Origin of the sequence: Ancylobacter moscoviensis, assembly GCF_007559435.1 — a bacterium.
Taxonomy (GTDB): Bacteria; Pseudomonadota; Alphaproteobacteria; order Rhizobiales; family Xanthobacteraceae; genus Ancylobacter; species Ancylobacter moscoviensis.
The window spans coordinates 368,828-386,966 of sequence record NZ_VMBP01000005.1 but is presented as its reverse complement, the minus strand read 5'-3'; the positions used below and the strand labels follow the sequence as shown (position 1 = coordinate 386,966).

Here is an 18,139-nt window from a genome sequence, read left to right as displayed (position 1 = left end):
ATCGGCGGCCGGGCTCACACACCTGTCAGAAGCTTGAAGGCGATGACCCACATGGTCAGCGCGATGAGCCCTTCCAGGCAGCGCCACGCCGCCGGGGTCGCGAAGACCGGCTGCAGGCGGATGGCGCCGTAGCCGAGCGAGAAGAAGAACAGGAAGGAGCCCGTCATCGCGCCCGCCGCGAAGGAAGCCTCGTCTCCGGGGAAGCGGGTGGAGATGGTGCCGAGCAGCACCACCGTGTCGAGATAGACGTGCGGATTGAGCCATGTGAGGGCGAGGCACATCATCAGGGTGCGGCGGAAGCTCGACGCGCCCGCCTCCCCCGCCGCCAGCGTTCCCGAGGAGAACAGCGCGGAATAAAGGCTGCGGGCGCCATACCAGATGAGAAACGCCGCCCCCGCATAGCGCATCGCCGGATCGAACCATGGCAGCAGCGCGGCGATCTGCCGGAAGTTGGTCACGCCCAGCACGATAAGCAACGCATCGGACAGCGCGCAGGTGAGGCAGACGGCGAACACATGCTCGTTGCGCAGCCCCTGACGCAACACGAAGGCGTTCTGGGCGCCGATCGCCACGATGAGGCTCAGGCCCATCAGAAGGCCCGTCACATAAACCGGAAAATTCATGACCACACAGTTCCAAGCGAGTGGTCGTTCCGGTAGCGCGACGACGCCATTCAGGATAGTTAATGCTTCTAATCCTGATTAAGCTATACTAATCCATGCTCGATTATTCCGCCCTCCGGGCCGTCGCGGCGGTCGTCCAGACCGGCAGCTTCGAGAAGGCCGCGCGGAGCCTCAACGTCACCCCCTCGGCCATCTCGCAGCGGGTGAAGCAGCTGGAGGAACGCCTCGGCGTCGTACTGATCGCGCGCGGCACGCCCTGCACGGCGACCGAGAAAGGGGAATGGCTCTGCCGTCATATGGAGAATGTCGGCATGCTGGAAGGCGAGCTGCTGGAGCAGCTGCCGGCCCTCGCCGACCCCGGCGAGCCGCCGCAGCGGGTGACGCTGCACATCGCGACCAGCGCGGACAGCCTTGGAACGTGGTTCCTGTCGGCGCTGGCGAACTTCGCCAAGCGCTCGTCCTATCTCGTGCACGTCACCACCGACGACGAGGAGCATACCGCCGAATGGCTGCAGCGTGGGCGGGTGATCGCGGCCGTCACCAGCGTGGAAAAGCCGATACAGGGCTGCCGGCGCCTCTCGCTCGGCGCGTTGCGCTACCATGCGACGGCGAGCCCGGACTTCATGGCCCGGTACTTCGCCGGAGGTGTCACCGCGGCGGCGATGGCCAACGCCCCGGCCCTGACCTTCAACCAGAAGGACCGGCTGCAGGGCCGCTGGATACGCCAAATGCTCGGCGCCGACCTCGCCTTTCCCACCCACTGGCTGCCCTCGACGCAGAGCTTCGTCGACGCCAGCCTGTCCGGCATGGGATGGGGGATGAACCCGGCCCAGCTCGTGCACGCGCATCTGCAATCCGGCCGGCTCGTCGAACTGGTGCCCGGCACGCCGCTCGATGTGCCCCTGTACTGGCAGGTGAACCGCCTTGCCGCCGACCGGCTGGCGGAGCTCACGCGGGAGGTGGTGGAGACCGCGAAACGGCACCTGCTGGCAGGCGCTGCGGCCACCGACGCCCGGATGGACCAGCCCGGCGGGTCCTCTCCACCGGCCTCCGGGACAGCACTGGTCAAAAAACCCCCGCGGCGAGGGAATAAAATGCCCGCCTCGTCCGTTAATGGGCGATGAGCAAATCCGCCCGCTTCGACGTCGTCGGCCACCTGCCGGCCCTGCACCGCTACGCGCTCGCCCTGACGCGACACCGTGCCGATGCGGACGACCTCGTCCATGACGTGCTCGTGCTGGCCTATGAACGGCGAGCTTCGTTCCGGCCAGAGAGCAACCTGCGGCTCTGGCTGTTCGCCATCCTCCACAACCGTTTCATCGACGACGCCCGCGCCCACTCCGTGCGCGCGGCCCATGCGACGCGCGAGGCGCAGACGCGGGAGGATGTCGTCGAGCCGGTTCAGGAGCAGGGCGTATGGCTCGGCCAGGTGCGCCGCGCCGTCGAGGATCTGCCGGAAGACCAGCGCGCCGCGCTCCATCTCGTCGCGGTCGAGGGCATGAGCTACACGCAGGCGGCCGAGGTGCTGGGCGTCCCCGCCGGCACGCTGATGTCGCGCCTCGCCCGCGCCCGCATGGCGCTTCGCATCATGGGCGAGGCGGGCGAGAGCGCCGGAGCGGAGACGGGGCGTGCTCAAAGGCGGCTGAAGCTGGTGAGGGGTGCCGATGACATCTGACCCGATCCCCGAACACGACCTTCAGGCCTATCTCGACGGCGAACTGCCGCGCGCGCGGATGATCGAGATCGAGGCGCACCTGTCCGGCAATGCCGATGCCGCCGTCGCCATGATGGCGGACATGCGCAGCTGGAATGAGGTCCGCCTCGCTTATGGCGGCGCCGGCGATGCTCCCGTCATCGGGAACGTCGCGGCGGCGCGGCGGCTGGAGCGCGGCCTCACCCGCCAGCTGTGGATGCGGCGCCTGCGCAAGGGTGCGGCGGTGATGGCGCTGATCGGCAGCGGCTGGCTGGCGCATGCCTATCTCGGGCCCTGGGTGGTGAGCCGGGTTGCCGCGCGCGATCTTCCGCCCGCCTATGTGGAGGACGCGGTGCGCGCCTATCATGCCACCGAACTGCGCCTCTCCATGGCCTCGCAGATCGAGACGCGGGCCCTCGACGCCAGCGAGATCCGCGCCGCCACCGAGATCATCGTCCCCGACCTGCCGCCGAGCTGGGAGATCGAGGACGTGCAGGTCTTCCCCTCGACGCAGGGGCCGAGCCTGCAGATCGCCATCCAGACCGGCGCCTTCGGCCTGGTCACGCTGTTCGCTGTGCGCTCCGACACCGCCTCGATCGCCGCCCCGACGCTGCTGCGCCGCGACGGCTTCACCACCGCCCACTGGCAGGCCGGCCACATCAACTACGCGTTCGTCGCCAAAGTCGACACGCCGCTGCTCGAAGGAGCGATCGGCACCCTCGCCGACCGTCCCGCCACATCCGACGCGCATTGAGGTTCCACGGCCATGAAGCCACATGAGAAGCAGGCCATCGAGCAACTCTTCGCGCGTCTGGCGGAGGCGCGCCGGCTGCCGCTCCGCTGGGATGCGGCGGCGGAACGGCTCATCGCCGAGCTCGTCGCCCGGCAGCCCGATGCGCCTTATCTGATGGCGCAGACCATACTCGTTCAGGCGCGGGCGCTCGGTGAGGCCCAGGACAGCCTCGACGCCGCCCATGCCGGGCAGGCTCGCCCACGACGTGCGAACGGCACCACGAAGGGGCCGAGCGGACCGACTTTCATCCCTCGCCCAGCCGCCGCACCGGCGCCGGAAGCGCCCGGCGCCTCCGATGGCTTCCTCGAGTCCGCGGCCAGCGTGGCCCTTGCTGTGGGTGGAGCGATCGTCGTGGAGACCGGCCGATCATGAGCGTCGACGACCTCGGATCGGGCGCCCGGCCATCCGCCGCCACCGACGGCGAGGACATAGACGGCGAGAGTCGTCTCTCCGACCTGCTGGCAGCGCTGGCCGCCGACAAGCGCCGCGAGCGTATCGCCATACGCGACCTGCTCACCGCGCTGGAAGACCGGGCGCTGGCGGCGCTGCTGTTCATCTTCGCCTTCCCCAACGCGCTGCCGGCGCCGCCCGGCCTGTCGGCGGTCCTCGGTGCGCCGCTGATCTTCCTCGCCGCCCAACTCGCCCTCGGGATGCGGCCCTGGCTGCCCGGCATGATCGCCAACCGCTCGATGGCACGCGCCGATTTCGAGGCGGTGGTGATGCGCGCGCGGCCATGGCTGGCGCGCGGCGAGGCCCTGCTGGCACCCCGCCTCGGCTGGATGAGCACCATGCCGATGGAGCGGCTGGCCGGCATCGTCTGCTTCCTCCTCGCGGTCGTCCTCTTCCTGCCCATCCCGCTCGGCAACATGCTGCCGGCCTTCGCCATCTGCGTGATGGCGCTCGGCGTCCTCGAAAGGGACGGGCTGTGGATCGCGGCCGGCCTGCTCTTCTCGGTGCTGTCCGCCGGCCTCGTGTGGGGCGTCGTCTATGCGCTGGTGAAAACCGCGCTCTTCCTCATCGCCCAGATCTTCTGATGTCCTTCATATCCCGGAACTGAACCGATGCTCTTCGAATGGATGGCCGATCCCGCTGCCTGGGCCGGCCTTGCGACGCTGGTCATCCTCGAGATCGTCCTCGGCATCGACAATCTCGTCTTCATCGCCATCCTCGCGGACAAGCTTCCGCCGCATCAGCGCGACAAGGCCCGCATACTGGGGCTGTCGCTAGCGCTGATCATGCGCCTCGTCCTGCTTGCCTCGGTCTCGTGGATCGTCACCCTCACCTACCCGCTCTTTACGGTGCTGGGCAGCGAGATTTCCTGGCGCGACGTCATTCTGATCCTCGGCGGCCTGTTCCTGCTCTTCAAGGGCACGATGGAACTGCACGAGCGCCTCGAAGGCGCGCACGAGGCCAAGGCGTCGAACGCCGCCTATGCGGTGTTCTGGCAGGTGATCGCCCAGATCGTCGTGCTGGACGCGGTGTTCTCGCTCGACAGCGTCATCACCGCCGTCGGCATGGTGCGCGAGCTGTCGATCATGATGATCGCGGTCATCGTCGCCATCCTCGTCATGATGCTGGCGAGCCGCCCGCTGATGGCCTTCGTCAGCCGCCACCCGACCGTGGTCATCCTGTGCCTCGGCTTCCTGCTGATGATCGGCTTCAGCCTCATCGTCGAGGGCCTCGGTTTCCACATTCCCAAGGGCTACCTCTATGCGGCGATCGGCTTCTCGATCCTGATCGAGGCCGCCAACCAGGCCGGCCGGCGCAACGTGCGCAAGCGCGTGACCACGATGGACCTGCGCGACCGAACCTCGCGCGCGGTGCTGCGCCTGCTGCGCGGCGGCGGGAGCGCGCCCGAGGCCTCGGAGGAACTGGCCGTCATCGCCTCGACGGCCGGCGGGGTGCCCGCCTTCAGCGCCGAGGAAAGCACCATGATCGAGCGTGTGCTGACGCTGGCGGAGCGCCACGTCCGCTCGATCATGGTGCCGCGCGTCGACACGGTCTGGCTGGACATCGAGGATCATCCCGATGCCATCATGGACGAAATCCGCCGCAGCGGCCGCTCGCGCTTCCCGGTCTGCCGCAGCGAGGTCGACGAGGTGCTGGGCGTCGTCCATGCCAAGGACCTGCTCGCCCAGCACCGCACGGACGGCACGCTGGACATCGGCAAGGCGCTGCGCCAGCCGCTCTATGTCAGCGAGACGCTGCCGATCCTGAAGCTGCTCGACCAGTTCCGGGGCTCACCCGTCCACATGGCCATCGTGGTCGACGAGCACGGCGCCTTCGAGGGCATCGTGACGCCGACCGACATCCTCACCGCCATCGCCGGCGACCTGCCGGAACTTGCCGGCGAGGAAGCGCCCTACGCGGTGCCGCGCGAGGACGGCTCGTGGCTGCTCGATGCACGCATGCCGGTCGACGAGGTCGAGCGGACGCTGGCGCTGGAGGACATGCGCGGCGGTGACGACTTCGAGACGCTGGCCGGCTTCGTGCTGGCCCGGCTCGGGCGCCTGCCCACCGTCGGCGAGGCGCTTGAATGGGGTGGCTGGCGCTTCGAGGTGCTCGACCTCGACGGCCACCGCATCGACAAGGTGCTTGCCGCCCCGGCGACCTGACGAAGCTGCGACCTGACGAACCTGCGACTCCGGCCGGGCCGGTTTGTCAGGAAGCCGCTGCCGCCGGCACACATAATGTGATATTCGATCTAATATCTAACCATATGCCGTCCCCCATGCGCGATGTGGGCGCTCGGGCGCGGCCGCTGCGACGCCAGCCTACATATCCTCGAGACGAGTGGGCCCATGGTCATCTCCGGCGCCATGTACGATGGCATCTTGCAGTACATGCAAGGCGGCGTGGTGGTGCTCGACCTTCAGGGCTATGTCCGGGTCTTCAACCCCGCCGCCGCGCATCTGCTCGGCGTCGACAGCGGGCATGCCATCGGGCAGCCCTTCGCCTCGCTGTTCTTCGACCACGCGGCGAACGACGACTTCTCGCAGGCCGTGCTGGACGCGATCTACGATCCCGCGCTCCAGCACGCACGCGACCTCGCCTTCTACCGCGAGGATGGACTGATCTGGCTCAACGTCATCACCTCCTTCCTCTGGGCGTCGCCGGCCGCGGGCGAAGCGGCACGGAAGATCGGGCTCGTGGCGCTGTTCGTCGACATCACGCAGCACAAGCATGCCGAGCAGGAACTGCGCCGGAACAACCAGGACCTCGAGGAGCGCGTGCGCCAGCGCACGCAGGAACTGGCGGACGCCAATCACCAGCTCCATGAACGGCTGGCCATGCAGGCCGAGGAGCAGAAGCAGCTTTCCCACCTCGCCCGGCACGATGCCTTGACCGGCCTGCCCAACCGCCGGCTGTTCGGCGAGCGCCTGACCGACGCGCTGGCCGGCGCGGCGAGCTTCGCCATCGCCTATCTCGACCTCGACGACTTCAAGTCCGTGAACGACACCCACGGCCACGAGGTGGGCGACTGGCTGATCGCGGCCGTGGTGGAGCGGCTGAAGACCTGCCTGGAGCCGGAGGACACGCTGGCGCGCGTCGGCGGCGACGAGTTCGCGCTGATCATCGGCGATCCGAAGCGGGCCGAGGCGGTGATGGAAGCCATCATCGCCCGGGTCGGCGAGCCCTATGCCTATGAGGACGGGACCAGGCTCGATATCGGCGCCAGCGCCGGGCTGGCGCTTTATCCGCAGGCCGGCGACACGGTGAGAAGCCTCATCCGGGTGGCCGACGCCGCCATGTACGATGCCAAGCGGGCGGGCCGGCGCACATGGCGGCGGGCGGCGACCCGCATCGACGGCGAGCTGGCCGGCTGAAGCCGCGAAGCGGCGGCCGCTATCCCTGCGCGAGGGCCGGCATCAACTCCGGCTCCGGTACCGGCACCCGCTCCGGCATCGACCATGAGCCCTCCTCTATGGCGCCGATCTGCGAGGAGATCTCGTCGCAGATAAAGCCGCTGAAGGGGCCGAGATGGGCGTAGAGCATCGCCATCTTCACCATCGGCGGCAGCGATGTCGGGTGGGTGAACAGCCCCCGGGCGATGAGCCAGGCGATGCGGCCCGCCAGCCGCGGATGCTTGACCGTGGCGGTGGCCATGAAGCGGATCAGGTGCTTGGCGTCCGCCATCGCGCGGCCGAGGTTGAAGCCCCCCTTGATCGAGCGCACGCGCAGCTTGCCCCCGGCCCGCGCCACGCGCTCGAAGAACACGTCGGGCGCGTAGATCCTCGATATGACTCCGTGGAAATCGCGCAGGATCTCCTCCCGCCGGCGGCGCGTGACGAAATTGAGCCCGGCCACGCACTGGTCGGACCCCAGCCCGTCGTCAATGTCCACGCCGTGGCCGGCGAACAGCCGTCCCTCGCGGGTCAGCCGGGTGGTGAGCTGCGTGTTGGGCAGGGCGTAGAGCAGCCCAACCATGCTGATGGGGATCGGCGCGTCCTCGATCAGCGCCGTCATACGCTCCCCGGCCCCCGGCTTCTCGTCGTCGAAGCCGAGGATGAAGCCGGCGATGACCACGATGCCGGCCGCATAGATCTTCTCGATGCTGGCGACGATGTCGCGCCGCGTGTTCTGCTTCTTCAGCGCCGTCCGCAGCACGTCCTCGTCCGGGCTCTCGATGCCGACGAAGACGGTGAAGAAGCCGGCCTCGGCCAGAAGATCGAGCAGCGCCGCGTCGTCGGCGAGGTTGATGGAGGCTTCCGTCGAGAACTCGAACGGATAACGGCGCGCCTTCTGCCACGCGATCAGCGAGGGCAGGAACGCCTTCACCGCCTTCTTGTTGCCGATGAGGTTGTCGTCGACGAAATCGACATGGCCGCGATAGCCGAGGGCGTAGAGCGCGTCGAGCTCGGCAAGCAGCTGGCCGGTGGTCTTGGTGCGCGGCACGCGGCCATAGAGCTCGATGATGTCGCAGAACTCGCAGGTGAACGGGCAGCCGCGCGAGAACTGCACGCCGATGAAGAGGTAGTTGCGGAAATCGAGCAGATCGAAGCGGGGCACCGGGGTGCGGGTGACATCCGCCTGGAACTTGGGGGCGATGAAGTCGCCCGAGGTCTCGCCGGCGTTCCAGGCGGCGATGAAGGCGTCGATGACGCCCTCGGCCTCGCCCAGCACGCGGAAATCGGCGGAGGCATAGAGCTCGGGGCTGGAGGTCGCGTCCGGCCCGCCGATGGCGACCGGCTTGCCCGCGGCATGGGCCATCTCGACGATGTGCAGCGTGTCGCTCTGCTGGGGCAGCATGCCGCCGGTGAGCACGAGGTCGGCCCAGGCGATGTCCTGCTCGCCCAGATCCTCCACATTGCGATCGACGAGCCGCACTTCCCAGCTCACCGGCAGCATCGCCGCCACGGTGATCAGGCCGAGCGGGGGCGACGGGTAGCGGGCTCCCGCCAGCGTGCACGTCTCCCTGAAATTCCAGAAAGAAGGACCAGAAAATCTCGGATATACGAGTAATATTCTGGTGTTCTCCGGCATTTTTATACCTCTTTCGATCCGTCGAATACCATGACACCTCAAAGAAGCATGACGAATACGATCTTATGCAGGTAAAGCCGCCGGGAGACACGCCCAAAGGGTTGTGTCCACACCGCACTGCAATCAGAGCGGAACGGCACCGCAGCATAACGAGGCGCGATCGGGGCGGATTGATGAGATTTTCCGGAGATAAATCATAACGCCGCGTCATTGCGCGGCAGATCGAGACCGACGACTATATGTGCCGGATAGGCGATGTTTTCTGATCAAGTGTCGGGAGTTCTCATGGCCGCAATACTCGACGAACTCGTGGAACGGACCGGCAGCATACCGCTCGGCTGGGCCGGTTCGACTTTACAAATGAATTATCTCAATTTTGGAGATGCTTTGAGCCCGGTCATGGTGGCGCTGGTCAGCGGCAAGCCGGTGCACCGGCTGCCGACCCAGTCGAACGCGCCGCGCATGGCGGCGGTCGGCACGATCGGGCATGGTTTTTCCGGCGGTGACGTCTGGTTCTGGGGCACCGGCTGCTCGAACTGGCGCAACCCCTCCCGCCCCGAGCCGGAACGCGAGGCCTTCGTGCCGCCGCCGGGATCGCGCTTCCACGTCAACGCCACGCGCGGCCCGGTCTCGGAAGCGCTGCTGAACGGCGGCGGGCGCGGCTCCGGCGTCTATGGCGATCCCGTCTGGCTGCTGCCGCGCTTCCACGCGCCGCCGGTGGCAAAGAAGTGGAAGCTCGGCTGCATCCTGCACCTCTCGGAACTGGCGGACCGCGAGCTGGAAGCCCATCCGCGCGAGGAACTGCTGCGCTACCGGATCCCGGCCGAATTCCGCGACGACGTGCACCTGATCACCACGGTGACGCCGATCTCGATCGACGGGTTGCGCGACAAGATCGACGAGATCCGCGCCTGCGAGCGCATCGTCTCCACCAGCCTGCACGGCATGGTGATCGCCGAGAGCTACGGCATTCCGTGCCTCTACTTCTCGCCGGCGACGGCGGGCACAGGAGCCGGCGACCTCGATCTGGGCGCGGATTCCACCGTCGACCTGCGGATCATCGATCTCTATCGGGGGCTGGGACGCGAGCGGCTGCGCGCCTATCTCCAGCCGCGCGGAGCGCCGACGGACTGGGCGGCGCTGATGGCCGCGATCGACGCCAACTGGACCCCGGTCGACCTGCCGGACGCCGACGCGCTGGTCGAGGCTCTGCCCGTCACCCCCTCCCCGCTCGCGGCGCCGGCCGGCGGCACGATCTGGGATCACCCGATCATCCGCGGCCTGACGCTCCAGCACGACGTGACACAGCTCCGCCGCGACGAAAAGCGCCGCGCGGCGGCTGGGTGAGAGAGGGAGGGGCGCGCGAACGCCGCCGGATCGAAGCGGCAATCGTAGCTTTCGCGGGAGAACCCCCCATCGAATGCGCGGGGTCTTACTTTCGGTAGATTGACGCTCCGGCCTCGCCCGAACACCTTTGCGGCTGAAATTTAGGCATGCACAGGTGAGAAGCGACGATGAGCAATTCGCTTGATCGCGCATTGCGTGAACGGGCAATGAAGGTGGTTCCGGGCGGCATGTGGGGACACATGCACGCCAAGGATCTGCCCGAGGGCTACCCCCAGTATTTTGCTCGTGCCGAGGGCACGAAGCTGTGGGATGTCGACGGCAACGAATATCTCGACTTCATGTGCAGCTGGGGGCCGATCATTCTCGGCCACCACCATCCCGAGGTCGACGCCGCCGCCTTTGCCCAGTACCAGCGCGGCGACGCCATGAACGGCCCCGCCGAGGCGATGGTCGAACTGGCCGAGCTGATGGTGGAGTTGATCCCCCACGCCGACTGGGCCCAGTTCGAGAAGAACGGCACGGACGCGACGACGACGGCGGCGACCATCGCCCGCGCCGGCACGGGAAGACGCAAGATCCTCGTCGCCAACGGCGCCTATCACGGCGCCGTGCCGTGGTGTTCGCCTTCGCTCATCGGCGTCACAGCCGAGGACCGCGCCCACATCCTCACCTACGACTACAACGACATCGAGAGCCTGCGTGCCGCCGTCGCCAAGGCAGATGGCGATCTCGCCGGCATCATCGTCAGCGCCTTCAAGCACGATTACGGCAAGGACCAGCAACTGCCCACGGTGGAGTTCGCGACTGCCGCCCGCGCCGCCGCCGATGATGCCGACGCCGCGCTGATCGTGGACGACGTGCGCGCGGGCTTTCGCCTGTCTCTCGGAGGCAGCTGGGAACGGGTCGGCGTACAGCCCGACCTCGCCGCATGGTCCAAGTCCATCGCCAACGGCTTCCCCCTGGCGGCGGTGACCGGCAATGACCGCTTCCGCGCCGCGACGCAGTCCATCTTCACCACCGGATCCTTCTGGTGCGGCGCGATGTCGATGGCCGCCGCCGTGGCGACGCTGAGCATCCTGCGCCGCGACGACGCCATCGCGCATATGGAGCGCATGGGCACGCTGCTGCGCGAGGGGCTCGCCTCGCTGAGCGCCACCTACGACATCCCGATCCGCCAGACCGGCCCCGTGCAGATGCCGCTGATGCTGTTCGATGACGATGCGGATGCCCGCAAGGGCTTCGCCTTCTGCTCGGCGGCGATCAAGGCGGGAGTCTACTTCCATCCGCTGCACAACATGTTCCTCAGCGCGGCGCACACGCCCGGGGACATCGCCCGAGCGCTCGAAGCCGCCGAACTGGGATTCCGCAGCGTGCGCGCGCTCACGCCGGCCACCGCCTAAGCGTTCCCGCCCTTCCGCCCCATTCGTCCGGAGATACCGCCATGGCCAGACGTTCCCGTCCCGCTCTCTCGACACGCCTCGCCGCCGCGCTGCTGGCGTCCGTCTTCCTCCTGCCGTTCGGTTCGCCGAAGGCAGGAGCCGCCGACGGGCCGATCGTCGTGGCCCGCGACATGGACATCAACTCGCTCGATCCGGCGCGTGCTTACTGCGACACCTGCCAGATCTATCTCTCGTCGGTTTATGCGACGCTGCTCACGCTGGCGGCGGACAACCAGACCATCATCCCCAGCCTTGCCAAGAGCTGGGAGGTGAGCCCGGACGTCACCACCTTCACCTTCCACCTCGACCCGGCCGCCACCTTCTCCGACGGGAGCCCGGTGACCGCGGCCGACGTGAAATGGACGCTGGAGCGCCTGAAGAACATCAAGGGCGGCCCGGCCTACCTGATGGACAGCCTGAAGTCGGTCGAGGCGAAGGACGACAAGACCGTGGTCATCACCGCGACCACGCCCAACTCCGAATTCCTCGGCATCCTTGCGGCGCCCTATACCGGGATCATCAACTCCAAGCTCGCTTCGGCCAACGGCGCCAACGCGAAGGACGACGCGGCGACCTCGGACACCTCCGACACCTGGTTCCTTGCCAATTCGGCCGGTGCCGGCCCGTTCGTGCTGGAGAAATACACCGCTGACGATTCCCTGCGCCTCACGCGCAATGACAAATACTGGGGGAAGAAGCCGGCCATCTCCGGGGTCGTGCTCAAGCAGACCGCCGACGCGGTCACCCAGGCGCAGATGCTCCAGTCCGGCGCCGCCGACATCGCCATGCAGGTCGATCCCGATACGGCGAAGACCGTCTCCGCCCCCGACGCGACCTTCAAATCCGTTCCATCCTTCAACTATGTCTATGCAGCCATCAGCCCGGCGGCCAAGAGCGCCCCGGTTCCGCTGACCAAGGAGGTGCGCGAGGCCATCGCGCTCGCGCTGGACTACAAGGGCATCATCGACTTCACGGTCGGCGGCGACGGCAAGGAGCAGCCCTCCGCCATACCGAACGGCTACCCCGGCACGACGGACCTGCCCGCGCCCGTCTCGAACATCGAGAAAGCGAAGGAATTGCTCGCCAAGGCCGGTCATCCGGACGGCTTCGCCATGGAACTGGAGTTCCCGGCGATGAACGTCTACGGGGTCGACCTGTCGCTGTTGGCACAGAAGGTGCAGCAGGATCTCGGCAAGATCGGCATCAAGCTCTCGCTGAAGCCGGTTCCCTTCACCGTATGGGCGAGCGACATCGACAATCCCGGAGTTCCCTTCGCGCTCGGCTTCTTTGCGCCGGACTATTTCGGCAGCGCCCAGTACGTCCAGTATTTCGGCATGCTGCCCGGCATGCCCTGGGCCAAGCGCGCCGGCGTCGGAAGCCAGCCGGGTCTCGACGGCAAGGAACAGCTCGAAATGTACCATAAGGCGCTCGCCGCCACCGACGCCGCGGCGCAGGAGAAGGCCTATCACGACCTCGCCCTCAGGATGATCGACGACAAGATCATCGTGCCGCTGGTCAGCCCGAACCTTGTCCTCGCCTACCGCAACGACGTCAGCGGCGTGCGCTACAGCGCCTGCTGCAACCTGCCGCTTGGCGAAATCGAGAAGAAGTAAGGGCCTGAGACTGCGCCATGCTGAAGGTCGTCGTACAGCGATTGTTCGTGATGCCGTTCCTGCTCCTCGGGATCGTGACGGCGACCTTCCTGCTCGCGCAGTTCACCAAGGGTAATCCCCTCGTCTCGATCATCGGCGCGCGCAATCTCGACAACCCCGAGATCGTTGCCGCCGCCAAGGCCCGCTGGGGGCTCGACGGCTCCGTCCCGGAACGCTACGCCGTCTACGTCTGGAATCTCGTCCACGGCGACCTTGGCACCTCGTTCCGCACCAAGCAGCCGGTGCTGACCGATCTGCTCCAGCGCCTGCCGGCAACGCTCGAGCTCGTCATCTGCGCGATGATCGTCGGCACCATCGGCGGCATCGTGCTGGCAATCATCTCGGCCGAATTCAGGAACACGTTTGCCGACCACCTCGCGCGACTGATCGCGCTGACGGGTTCATGCCTGCCGGTATTCTGGCTGGGCCTCATCGCGCTGTTCCTGTTCTCGGTGCAGATGAAACTGCTCCCCGGCCCCGGTCGGCTGGACATCCGTGCCGTCGCCCCGCCGACCGTGACCGGCTTCATGCTGATCGACACCCTGCTGGCCCGCGACGGGTCGGCTTTTCTCGACGCGCTGCGCCACCTCGTGCTGCCGTCGCTGGTACTCGGTTGGTCGGTCGTCGGCATCATCGCGCGGATGGTGCGGGCCTCCATGCTCGACGTGCTCGGGCAGGACTACATCACCATGGCGCGGGCAAAGGGCGCCGGGCGGCTGCGGGTGCTCATCCACCACGCCCTCGCCAATGCGCTGATACCGGCGCTGACCATCCTCGGCTTCACCTTTGCCTATCTCATCACCGGCTCGGTGCTCGTGGAGACCATCTTCTCCTGGCCCGGCATCGGTTCCTACGCGGTGGATGCGGCGCGCAGCCTCGACTACCCCGCGATCACCGGCGTGACGATCATCGGCGGGCTCGGCTTCCTCATTGCAAACCTGCTGACCGATATCGCCTATGCGGCGGCGGATCCGCGCATGCGGGAGGCCGGCTGATGCTCTTCAGCCCCGCCCGCACGCTCGAACGCCCGCGTCCGCGCCTCTCGGCCTCCGTTGGCCGTTTTGTCCGCCACCTTGGCTGGCGGCAGGCCCCGGTGATCTTTGCCGTGGCTGTCCTTGTCAGCCTCGTCGTCATCGCCGTCACCATTCCCTGGTGGACGCCCTACGACCCGATCGGCCTCGCCGGGCGGCGCCTCCAGCCGCCAAGCGCCGCCCACTGGCTCGGCACCGACGCCCTTGGCCGCGACGTGCTGGTCCGGACGCTCTATGGCGCGCGCTACTCGCTCCCCATCGCCGTCTCCGTCCTGATCGTCGCGGTGGGCATCGGCGTTGCGGTCGGGGCGCTGGCCGGCTTCCTCGGCGGCATCGTCGACAACGTGCTGATGCGGCTTGCGGACATCACCCTCGCCTTCCCGCCCGTGCTCCTCGCCATGGCGATCGCCGCCTCGCTCGGTCCGGGCCTCGTCAACACGGCACTTGCGCTCATCATCGTCTGGTGGCCGATCTATGCACGCCTGATGCGCGCCCAGGTGCTGAACGTGAAGAAGCTCGACCATGTCGACGCGGCGATCGTCGGCGGGGTCAAGCCCGGCCGGCTTCTGGTCAAGCACATCATGCCGCTGTGCTGGAGCCCGATCCTCGTCAACATGACCATGGATGTCGGGCAGGTGATCCTGCTCGCCGCCGGCCTCAGCTTCATCGGCCTCGGGGCGCAGCCGCCGACTCCGGAATGGGGCCAGATGATCGCCGAGGGCGCGTCCAATTTCTATTGCTGGTGGATTGCGCTCGGGCCGGGCATGGCGATCTTCCTCGTTTCGCTGAGCTCGAACTTCCTGGGCGACGCGCTGCGCGACGTCTCCGATCCGCGCGGCCGCCAGTGAGGAAGAGAACATGAGCCTTCCTCTCCTCGACATCCGCGGCCTCGCCGTGACCATTCCCACCCGTGACGGCGAGCGGACGGCCGTGTCCAATGTCGACTTCTCGGTCCAGCGCGGGGAAGTCGTCGGCCTCGTCGGCGAATCCGGTTCGGGCAAGAGCCTGTCGATGCTGGCGGTCATGGGACTTCTACCCCGTCATTTCGGGATATCCGGCTCCATCCGGTTCGATGGCGAGGAGATCTGCGGTGCCTCCGAGCGGCGACTGCGTGCCCTGCGCGGAAAGCGCATCGCCATGGTCTTCCAGGACCCGATGACGGCGCTCAACCCGGTGAAGACCATCGGGACGCAGATCGTCGAGATGGTCCGGCTGCACAATCCGGGGCTTTCGCGGCGCGAGCTTCGCGCTAAGGCCCTCTCCCTGCTGGAAGCCGTTGCCATTCCGGCACCGGAGCGCCGTTTCGATCAGTATCCGCACGAATTCTCCGGCGGCATGCGGCAGCGGGTGGTCATCGCCATCGCCATCGCCAACGATCCCGACCTCCTGATCGCCGACGAGCCGACCACGGCGCTCGACGTGACGATCCAGGCGCAGATCGTGGAGATCTTCGCCCGGCTGCGCGAGGAGCGCGGCATGGCGATCGTGCTGATCACCCACGATCTCGGCCTGGTGGCAGGCCTCGCCGATCGCATGAGCGTTCTGTATGCCGGCCGCGTGACCGAGAGAGGCCCGGTGGAGCCGCTTTTCGCGACGCCACGCCACCCATACACGGCCAGCCTGCTGGCGGCCGTACCATCCATCGACGACGTGAGCGAACGTTTGCACGCCATTCCCGGCACGCCGCCCTCGCTCGCCGACCGCCCGCCCGGCTGCCCCTTCGAGCCCCGCTGCGGCTTTGCCGTATCTGCGTGCCGGATGAGCGAGCCCGACCTGCTCCGTTTCGACCGTTCGGTCGTCGCCTGTCACCGCGCCGGCGAGCTGTCCCTCGCTACGCTGATGCAGGAGCCAGCCTGACCATGCGTACCGAGACTGTCGAACTACCGCCCCTTCTGGACGTGCAGGACCTGCGGGTGGAATTCCCGGTGCACCGGGGGCTCGTCTTTTCCCGCGTGGTCGGCACCGTCGGCGCCGTCGCCGGCGTCTCCCTGCATGTGGAGCAAGGCGAGACGCTGAGCATCGTCGGCGAGTCCGGCTGCGGGAAGTCGACGCTCGCCCGCGCCATCATGGGGCTTGTCCGGCCGAGCGCCGGACACATCCGTTTCCGCGGCAACGACCTCTCGGGTCTCTCGCCAGCGAAGATGAGGCCGTACCGGCGCGACATCCAGCTCGTCTTCCAGAATCCCTATGCCTGCCTCAATCCGCGCATGACGGCCTACGAGAACATCGCCGAGCCGCTGCGCATGCTGGATCTCACCAGCCAGGAACGCCACGCGAGGGTCGTGCGGGCCATGGAGCAGGTGCAGCTCCTGCCCGAACAGGCCGACCGCTATCCCTTCGCCTTCTCGGGCGGCCAGCGCCAGCGCATCGGCATTGCCCGCGCCCTGGCCGTGAAGCCGGACGTGATCCTGCTCGACGAGCCGGTCTCCGCTCTCGACGTGTCGGTGCAGGCCGGAGTGCTCAATCTGCTTAAGGACATCCAGAAGCGCACCGGCATCGCCTATATCTTCATCGCCCATAACCTCGCCGTCATCCGCCACATGTCCGATCGCATTGCGGTCATGTATCTCGGCCGGGTGGTGGAAACCGCAGGACGCGACCGGCTCTACGGTGCCCCCGCCCATCCCTACACGCAGGCTCTCCTCTCCGCCGCTCCGATCCCCGACCCCGTGCGCGAGCGCTCGCGCCGGCGCATCGTGCTGGCCGGCGACGTGCCCAACCCCGCGCAGCGGCCCTCCGGCTGCGGCTTCCGCACCCGCTGCCCGAAGGCGCAGGCGATCTGCTCCACGACCGATCCGGAGCCAAGGGAGATCGCGCCCGGCCACACGGCCTGCTGCCATTTTCCCGGATAAACCCGGACGCATGGCAGCATTCTTGCTTGGGACGCAGGCAATGCCCCTTTGATTGGGAGGACGATGATGTCCCAACTCTCGGGAGCCGCTCCCTCGCGTGCCACCGACGAGCAGATCGCCCGCATCCGCGACGTGGCAATGCGCACATTCCAGGCCTCCTCGACGGTCGTCTACTGGATCGACGACCGTCGCCACATGGTGGTGGCCGACGTTGTCGGCCCGGGCATGCGCTACATCGACCGCTACATCCGCGACATGAAGCCATTCGACCCGCTGAACATCGAACGGCTTGTCGCCTCCGGCAAACGGATCGCCACGATCAGCCAGGACCGGCATCTCGCACCGGCATGCGACTTCGAGCATTATCGGGGTTATCTGCGGGACAGCGATGTCACCGATGTGCTGGACTTCGTGTTCTGGTGCGACGACGAGCCCTTCGCCGGCCTGGGTATCCTCAAGTCACCGGACGATCCTTCGATCAGTGAGGAGACGCTGAGAATCGCCACGTCTCTCCAGCCCTATCTCGAATTCAATCTCGGCAACCATCCCCGCCACCGCCTCTGGCGGCGCCACCGGCAGATGCGGCTGATCTACGGGCTGACCGATCGCGAGATCGAAGTCGCCGAACTGATCGGCAACGGCTCGACCAATCAGGACATCGCCGATGCGCTGGAGATCGGACTGGGCACGGTGAAAACTCACTTGCTGCGGATCTTCCGGAAGATGGACGTTTCCAACCGCACCAGGCTGTCAGCCCGACTCGCCGGCATCGATATCGACGCGACAGCCTCCACCGTCCGGCACGGCATGCTGTAGATACGCGTACGTACCGCGCCGCGGGGAGCTCGGGCGGATGACGATTTGGAAAAGGCGGCTCCCGCTGGGCCGGAATTGATTTCCTGCAGCCGACAGACCGCAAAACACGCGGCATGTCGTTTATCTCTTACGAATCGTGCAAATCCTATTGCGTCGATCCATCCGAATCTCGCACTGACCATGTGTCACACACCCGACATCGGAAACCGGGTTGAATGAGATGAAAATCAAACGGGAACACCTGCCGAAAATCGGACAGCGCCCCGAGCAGGGAAAATAGCAAATAAGTATTATATTAATATTTTATCCGCATGAGGCGGAATTTCATTCCGAAAATTCAACCCGTCACATTATCATATTCCGATCATTCTTTGGACTATATAAGCTATTTCCAGTTTTGTGCCTTCAA

17 protein-coding genes are annotated in these 18,139 nt (G+C 66.8%); 15 read left to right on the top strand and 2 right to left on the bottom strand.

The features are described 5' to 3' along the window. Positions 1-14 precede the first annotated feature (14 nt). Positions 15-623 (bottom strand): LysE/ArgO family amino acid transporter, encoded by a 609-nt coding sequence (locus FO470_RS16435; RefSeq protein WP_144344047.1) that lies wholly within the window; start codon positions 621-623, stop codon positions 15-17. 95 nt (positions 624-718) lie between these two features. Between FO470_RS16435 and FO470_RS16430 the strand changes: the two genes are divergently transcribed. The 7 genes from FO470_RS16430 (at position 719) to FO470_RS16400 (ending at position 6,936) form a co-directional block, all read left to right on the top strand. Then, positions 719-1,747, top strand: coding sequence for a LysR family transcriptional regulator ArgP (locus FO470_RS16430; protein ID WP_144344046.1), 1,029 nt, complete (start codon positions 719-721; stop codon positions 1,745-1,747). Then, a complete protein-coding gene (locus FO470_RS16425; protein WP_144344045.1) occupies positions 1,744-2,298 on the top strand; it encodes a sigma-70 family RNA polymerase sigma factor in 555 nt (184 codons plus the stop codon). The genes FO470_RS16430 and FO470_RS16425 overlap by 4 nt, the downstream gene beginning before the upstream one ends. After that, positions 2,288-3,070 carry an anti-sigma factor family protein gene (locus tag FO470_RS16420; RefSeq protein WP_144344044.1) on the top strand — a complete coding sequence of 261 codons (783 nt, stop codon included), beginning with the start codon at positions 2,288-2,290 and terminating at the stop codon, positions 3,068-3,070. The genes FO470_RS16425 and FO470_RS16420 overlap by 11 nt, the downstream gene beginning before the upstream one ends. A 12-nt stretch (positions 3,071-3,082) precedes the next feature. After that, positions 3,083-3,481, top strand: coding sequence for a DUF2076 domain-containing protein (locus tag FO470_RS16415; RefSeq protein ID WP_144344043.1), 399 nt, complete (start codon positions 3,083-3,085; stop codon positions 3,479-3,481). Then, entirely contained in the window at positions 3,478-4,143 is a 666-nt protein-coding gene (locus FO470_RS16410; protein WP_144344042.1) for an exopolysaccharide biosynthesis protein, read from the top strand. The genes FO470_RS16415 and FO470_RS16410 overlap by 4 nt, the downstream gene beginning before the upstream one ends. A gap of 27 nt (positions 4,144-4,170) precedes the next feature. After that, complete coding sequence (locus tag FO470_RS16405; protein ID WP_144344041.1) at positions 4,171-5,724, top strand: TerC family protein; 1,554 nt, start codon at positions 4,171-4,173, stop codon at positions 5,722-5,724. A 186-nt stretch (positions 5,725-5,910) separates the two neighbouring features. Beyond that, positions 5,911-6,936 (top strand): GGDEF domain-containing protein, encoded by a 1,026-nt coding sequence (locus FO470_RS16400; protein ID WP_186291996.1) that lies wholly within the window; start codon positions 5,911-5,913, stop codon positions 6,934-6,936. Between the two features lie 19 nt (positions 6,937-6,955). On the opposite strand, the gene FO470_RS16395 is transcribed toward FO470_RS16400, so the two are convergent. Beyond that, positions 6,956-8,593, bottom strand: coding sequence for a B12-binding domain-containing radical SAM protein (locus FO470_RS16395; protein ID WP_144344039.1), 1,638 nt, complete (start codon positions 8,591-8,593; stop codon positions 6,956-6,958). Positions 8,594-8,878: 285 nt separating this feature from the next. Between FO470_RS16395 and FO470_RS16390 the strand changes: the two genes are divergently transcribed. The 8 genes from FO470_RS16390 to FO470_RS16355 all read left to right on the top strand — a co-directional run bounded on the left by FO470_RS16390 (position 8,879) and on the right by FO470_RS16355 (position 17,730). Next, positions 8,879-9,940, top strand: coding sequence for a polysaccharide pyruvyl transferase family protein (locus FO470_RS16390; protein ID WP_244616507.1), 1,062 nt, complete (start codon positions 8,879-8,881; stop codon positions 9,938-9,940). 167 nt (positions 9,941-10,107) lie between these two features. Further along, a complete protein-coding gene (locus tag FO470_RS16385) occupies positions 10,108-11,340 on the top strand; it encodes an aminotransferase class III-fold pyridoxal phosphate-dependent enzyme (protein WP_144344038.1) in 1,233 nt (410 codons plus the stop codon). Positions 11,341-11,381: 41 nt separating this feature from the next. Continuing rightward, positions 11,382-12,992, top strand: coding sequence for an ABC transporter substrate-binding protein (locus tag FO470_RS16380; RefSeq protein WP_144344037.1), 1,611 nt, complete (start codon positions 11,382-11,384; stop codon positions 12,990-12,992). Between the two features lie 17 nt (positions 12,993-13,009). After that, the gene (locus tag FO470_RS16375; RefSeq protein ID WP_144344036.1) at positions 13,010-14,026 is read left to right on the top strand and encodes an ABC transporter permease; all 1,017 of its coding nucleotides are present in this window, start codon (positions 13,010-13,012) and stop codon (positions 14,024-14,026) included. Next, positions 14,026-14,910, top strand: coding sequence for an ABC transporter permease (locus FO470_RS16370; RefSeq protein ID WP_144344035.1), 885 nt, complete (start codon positions 14,026-14,028; stop codon positions 14,908-14,910). The genes FO470_RS16375 and FO470_RS16370 overlap by 1 nt, the downstream gene beginning before the upstream one ends. 10 nt (positions 14,911-14,920) lie before the next feature. Further along, entirely contained in the window at positions 14,921-15,919 is a 999-nt protein-coding gene (locus FO470_RS16365; RefSeq protein WP_144344034.1) for an ABC transporter ATP-binding protein, read from the top strand. 2 nt (positions 15,920-15,921) lie between these two features. Continuing rightward, a complete protein-coding gene (locus tag FO470_RS16360) occupies positions 15,922-16,914 on the top strand; it encodes an ABC transporter ATP-binding protein (protein ID WP_144344033.1) in 993 nt (330 codons plus the stop codon). A gap of 63 nt (positions 16,915-16,977) precedes the next feature. Continuing rightward, positions 16,978-17,730 (top strand): helix-turn-helix transcriptional regulator, encoded by a 753-nt coding sequence (locus tag FO470_RS16355; RefSeq protein WP_246659618.1) that lies wholly within the window; start codon positions 16,978-16,980, stop codon positions 17,728-17,730. Positions 17,731-18,139: the final 409 nt, after the last annotated feature.

What these genes read in the sequence shown, in the direction of transcription:
- FO470_RS16425 (WP_144344045.1), top strand. Translation starts at nt 1,744, where the DNA reads ATGAGCAAATCCGCCCGCTTCGACGTCGTCGGCCACCTGCCGGCCCTG.
- FO470_RS16420 (WP_144344044.1), top strand. Translation starts at nt 2,288, where the DNA reads ATGACATCTGACCCGATCCCCGAACACGACCTTCAGGCCTATCTCGAC.
- FO470_RS16435 (WP_144344047.1), bottom strand. Translation starts at nt 623, where the DNA reads ATGAATTTTCCGGTTTATGTGACGGGCCTTCTGATGGGCCTGAGCCTC.
- FO470_RS16415 (WP_144344043.1), top strand. Translation starts at nt 3,083, where the DNA reads ATGAAGCCACATGAGAAGCAGGCCATCGAGCAACTCTTCGCGCGTCTG.
- FO470_RS16380 (WP_144344037.1), top strand. Translation starts at nt 11,382, where the DNA reads ATGGCCAGACGTTCCCGTCCCGCTCTCTCGACACGCCTCGCCGCCGCG.
- FO470_RS16405 (WP_144344041.1), top strand. Translation starts at nt 4,171, where the DNA reads ATGCTCTTCGAATGGATGGCCGATCCCGCTGCCTGGGCCGGCCTTGCG.
- FO470_RS16400 (WP_186291996.1), top strand. Translation starts at nt 5,911, where the DNA reads ATGGTCATCTCCGGCGCCATGTACGATGGCATCTTGCAGTACATGCAA.
- FO470_RS16410 (WP_144344042.1), top strand. Translation starts at nt 3,478, where the DNA reads ATGAGCGTCGACGACCTCGGATCGGGCGCCCGGCCATCCGCCGCCACC.
- FO470_RS16360 (WP_144344033.1), top strand. Translation starts at nt 15,922, where the DNA reads ATGCGTACCGAGACTGTCGAACTACCGCCCCTTCTGGACGTGCAGGAC.
- FO470_RS16430 (WP_144344046.1), top strand. Translation starts at nt 719, where the DNA reads ATGCTCGATTATTCCGCCCTCCGGGCCGTCGCGGCGGTCGTCCAGACC.
- FO470_RS16370 (WP_144344035.1), top strand. Translation starts at nt 14,026, where the DNA reads ATGCTCTTCAGCCCCGCCCGCACGCTCGAACGCCCGCGTCCGCGCCTC.
- FO470_RS16390 (WP_244616507.1), top strand. Translation starts at nt 8,879, where the DNA reads ATGGCCGCAATACTCGACGAACTCGTGGAACGGACCGGCAGCATACCG.
- FO470_RS16365 (WP_144344034.1), top strand. Translation starts at nt 14,921, where the DNA reads ATGAGCCTTCCTCTCCTCGACATCCGCGGCCTCGCCGTGACCATTCCC.
- FO470_RS16355 (WP_246659618.1), top strand. Translation starts at nt 16,978, where the DNA reads ATGATGTCCCAACTCTCGGGAGCCGCTCCCTCGCGTGCCACCGACGAG.
- FO470_RS16385 (WP_144344038.1), top strand. Translation starts at nt 10,108, where the DNA reads ATGAGCAATTCGCTTGATCGCGCATTGCGTGAACGGGCAATGAAGGTG.
- FO470_RS16395 (WP_144344039.1), bottom strand. Translation starts at nt 8,593, where the DNA reads ATGCCGGAGAACACCAGAATATTACTCGTATATCCGAGATTTTCTGGT.
- FO470_RS16375 (WP_144344036.1), top strand. Translation starts at nt 13,010, where the DNA reads ATGCTGAAGGTCGTCGTACAGCGATTGTTCGTGATGCCGTTCCTGCTC.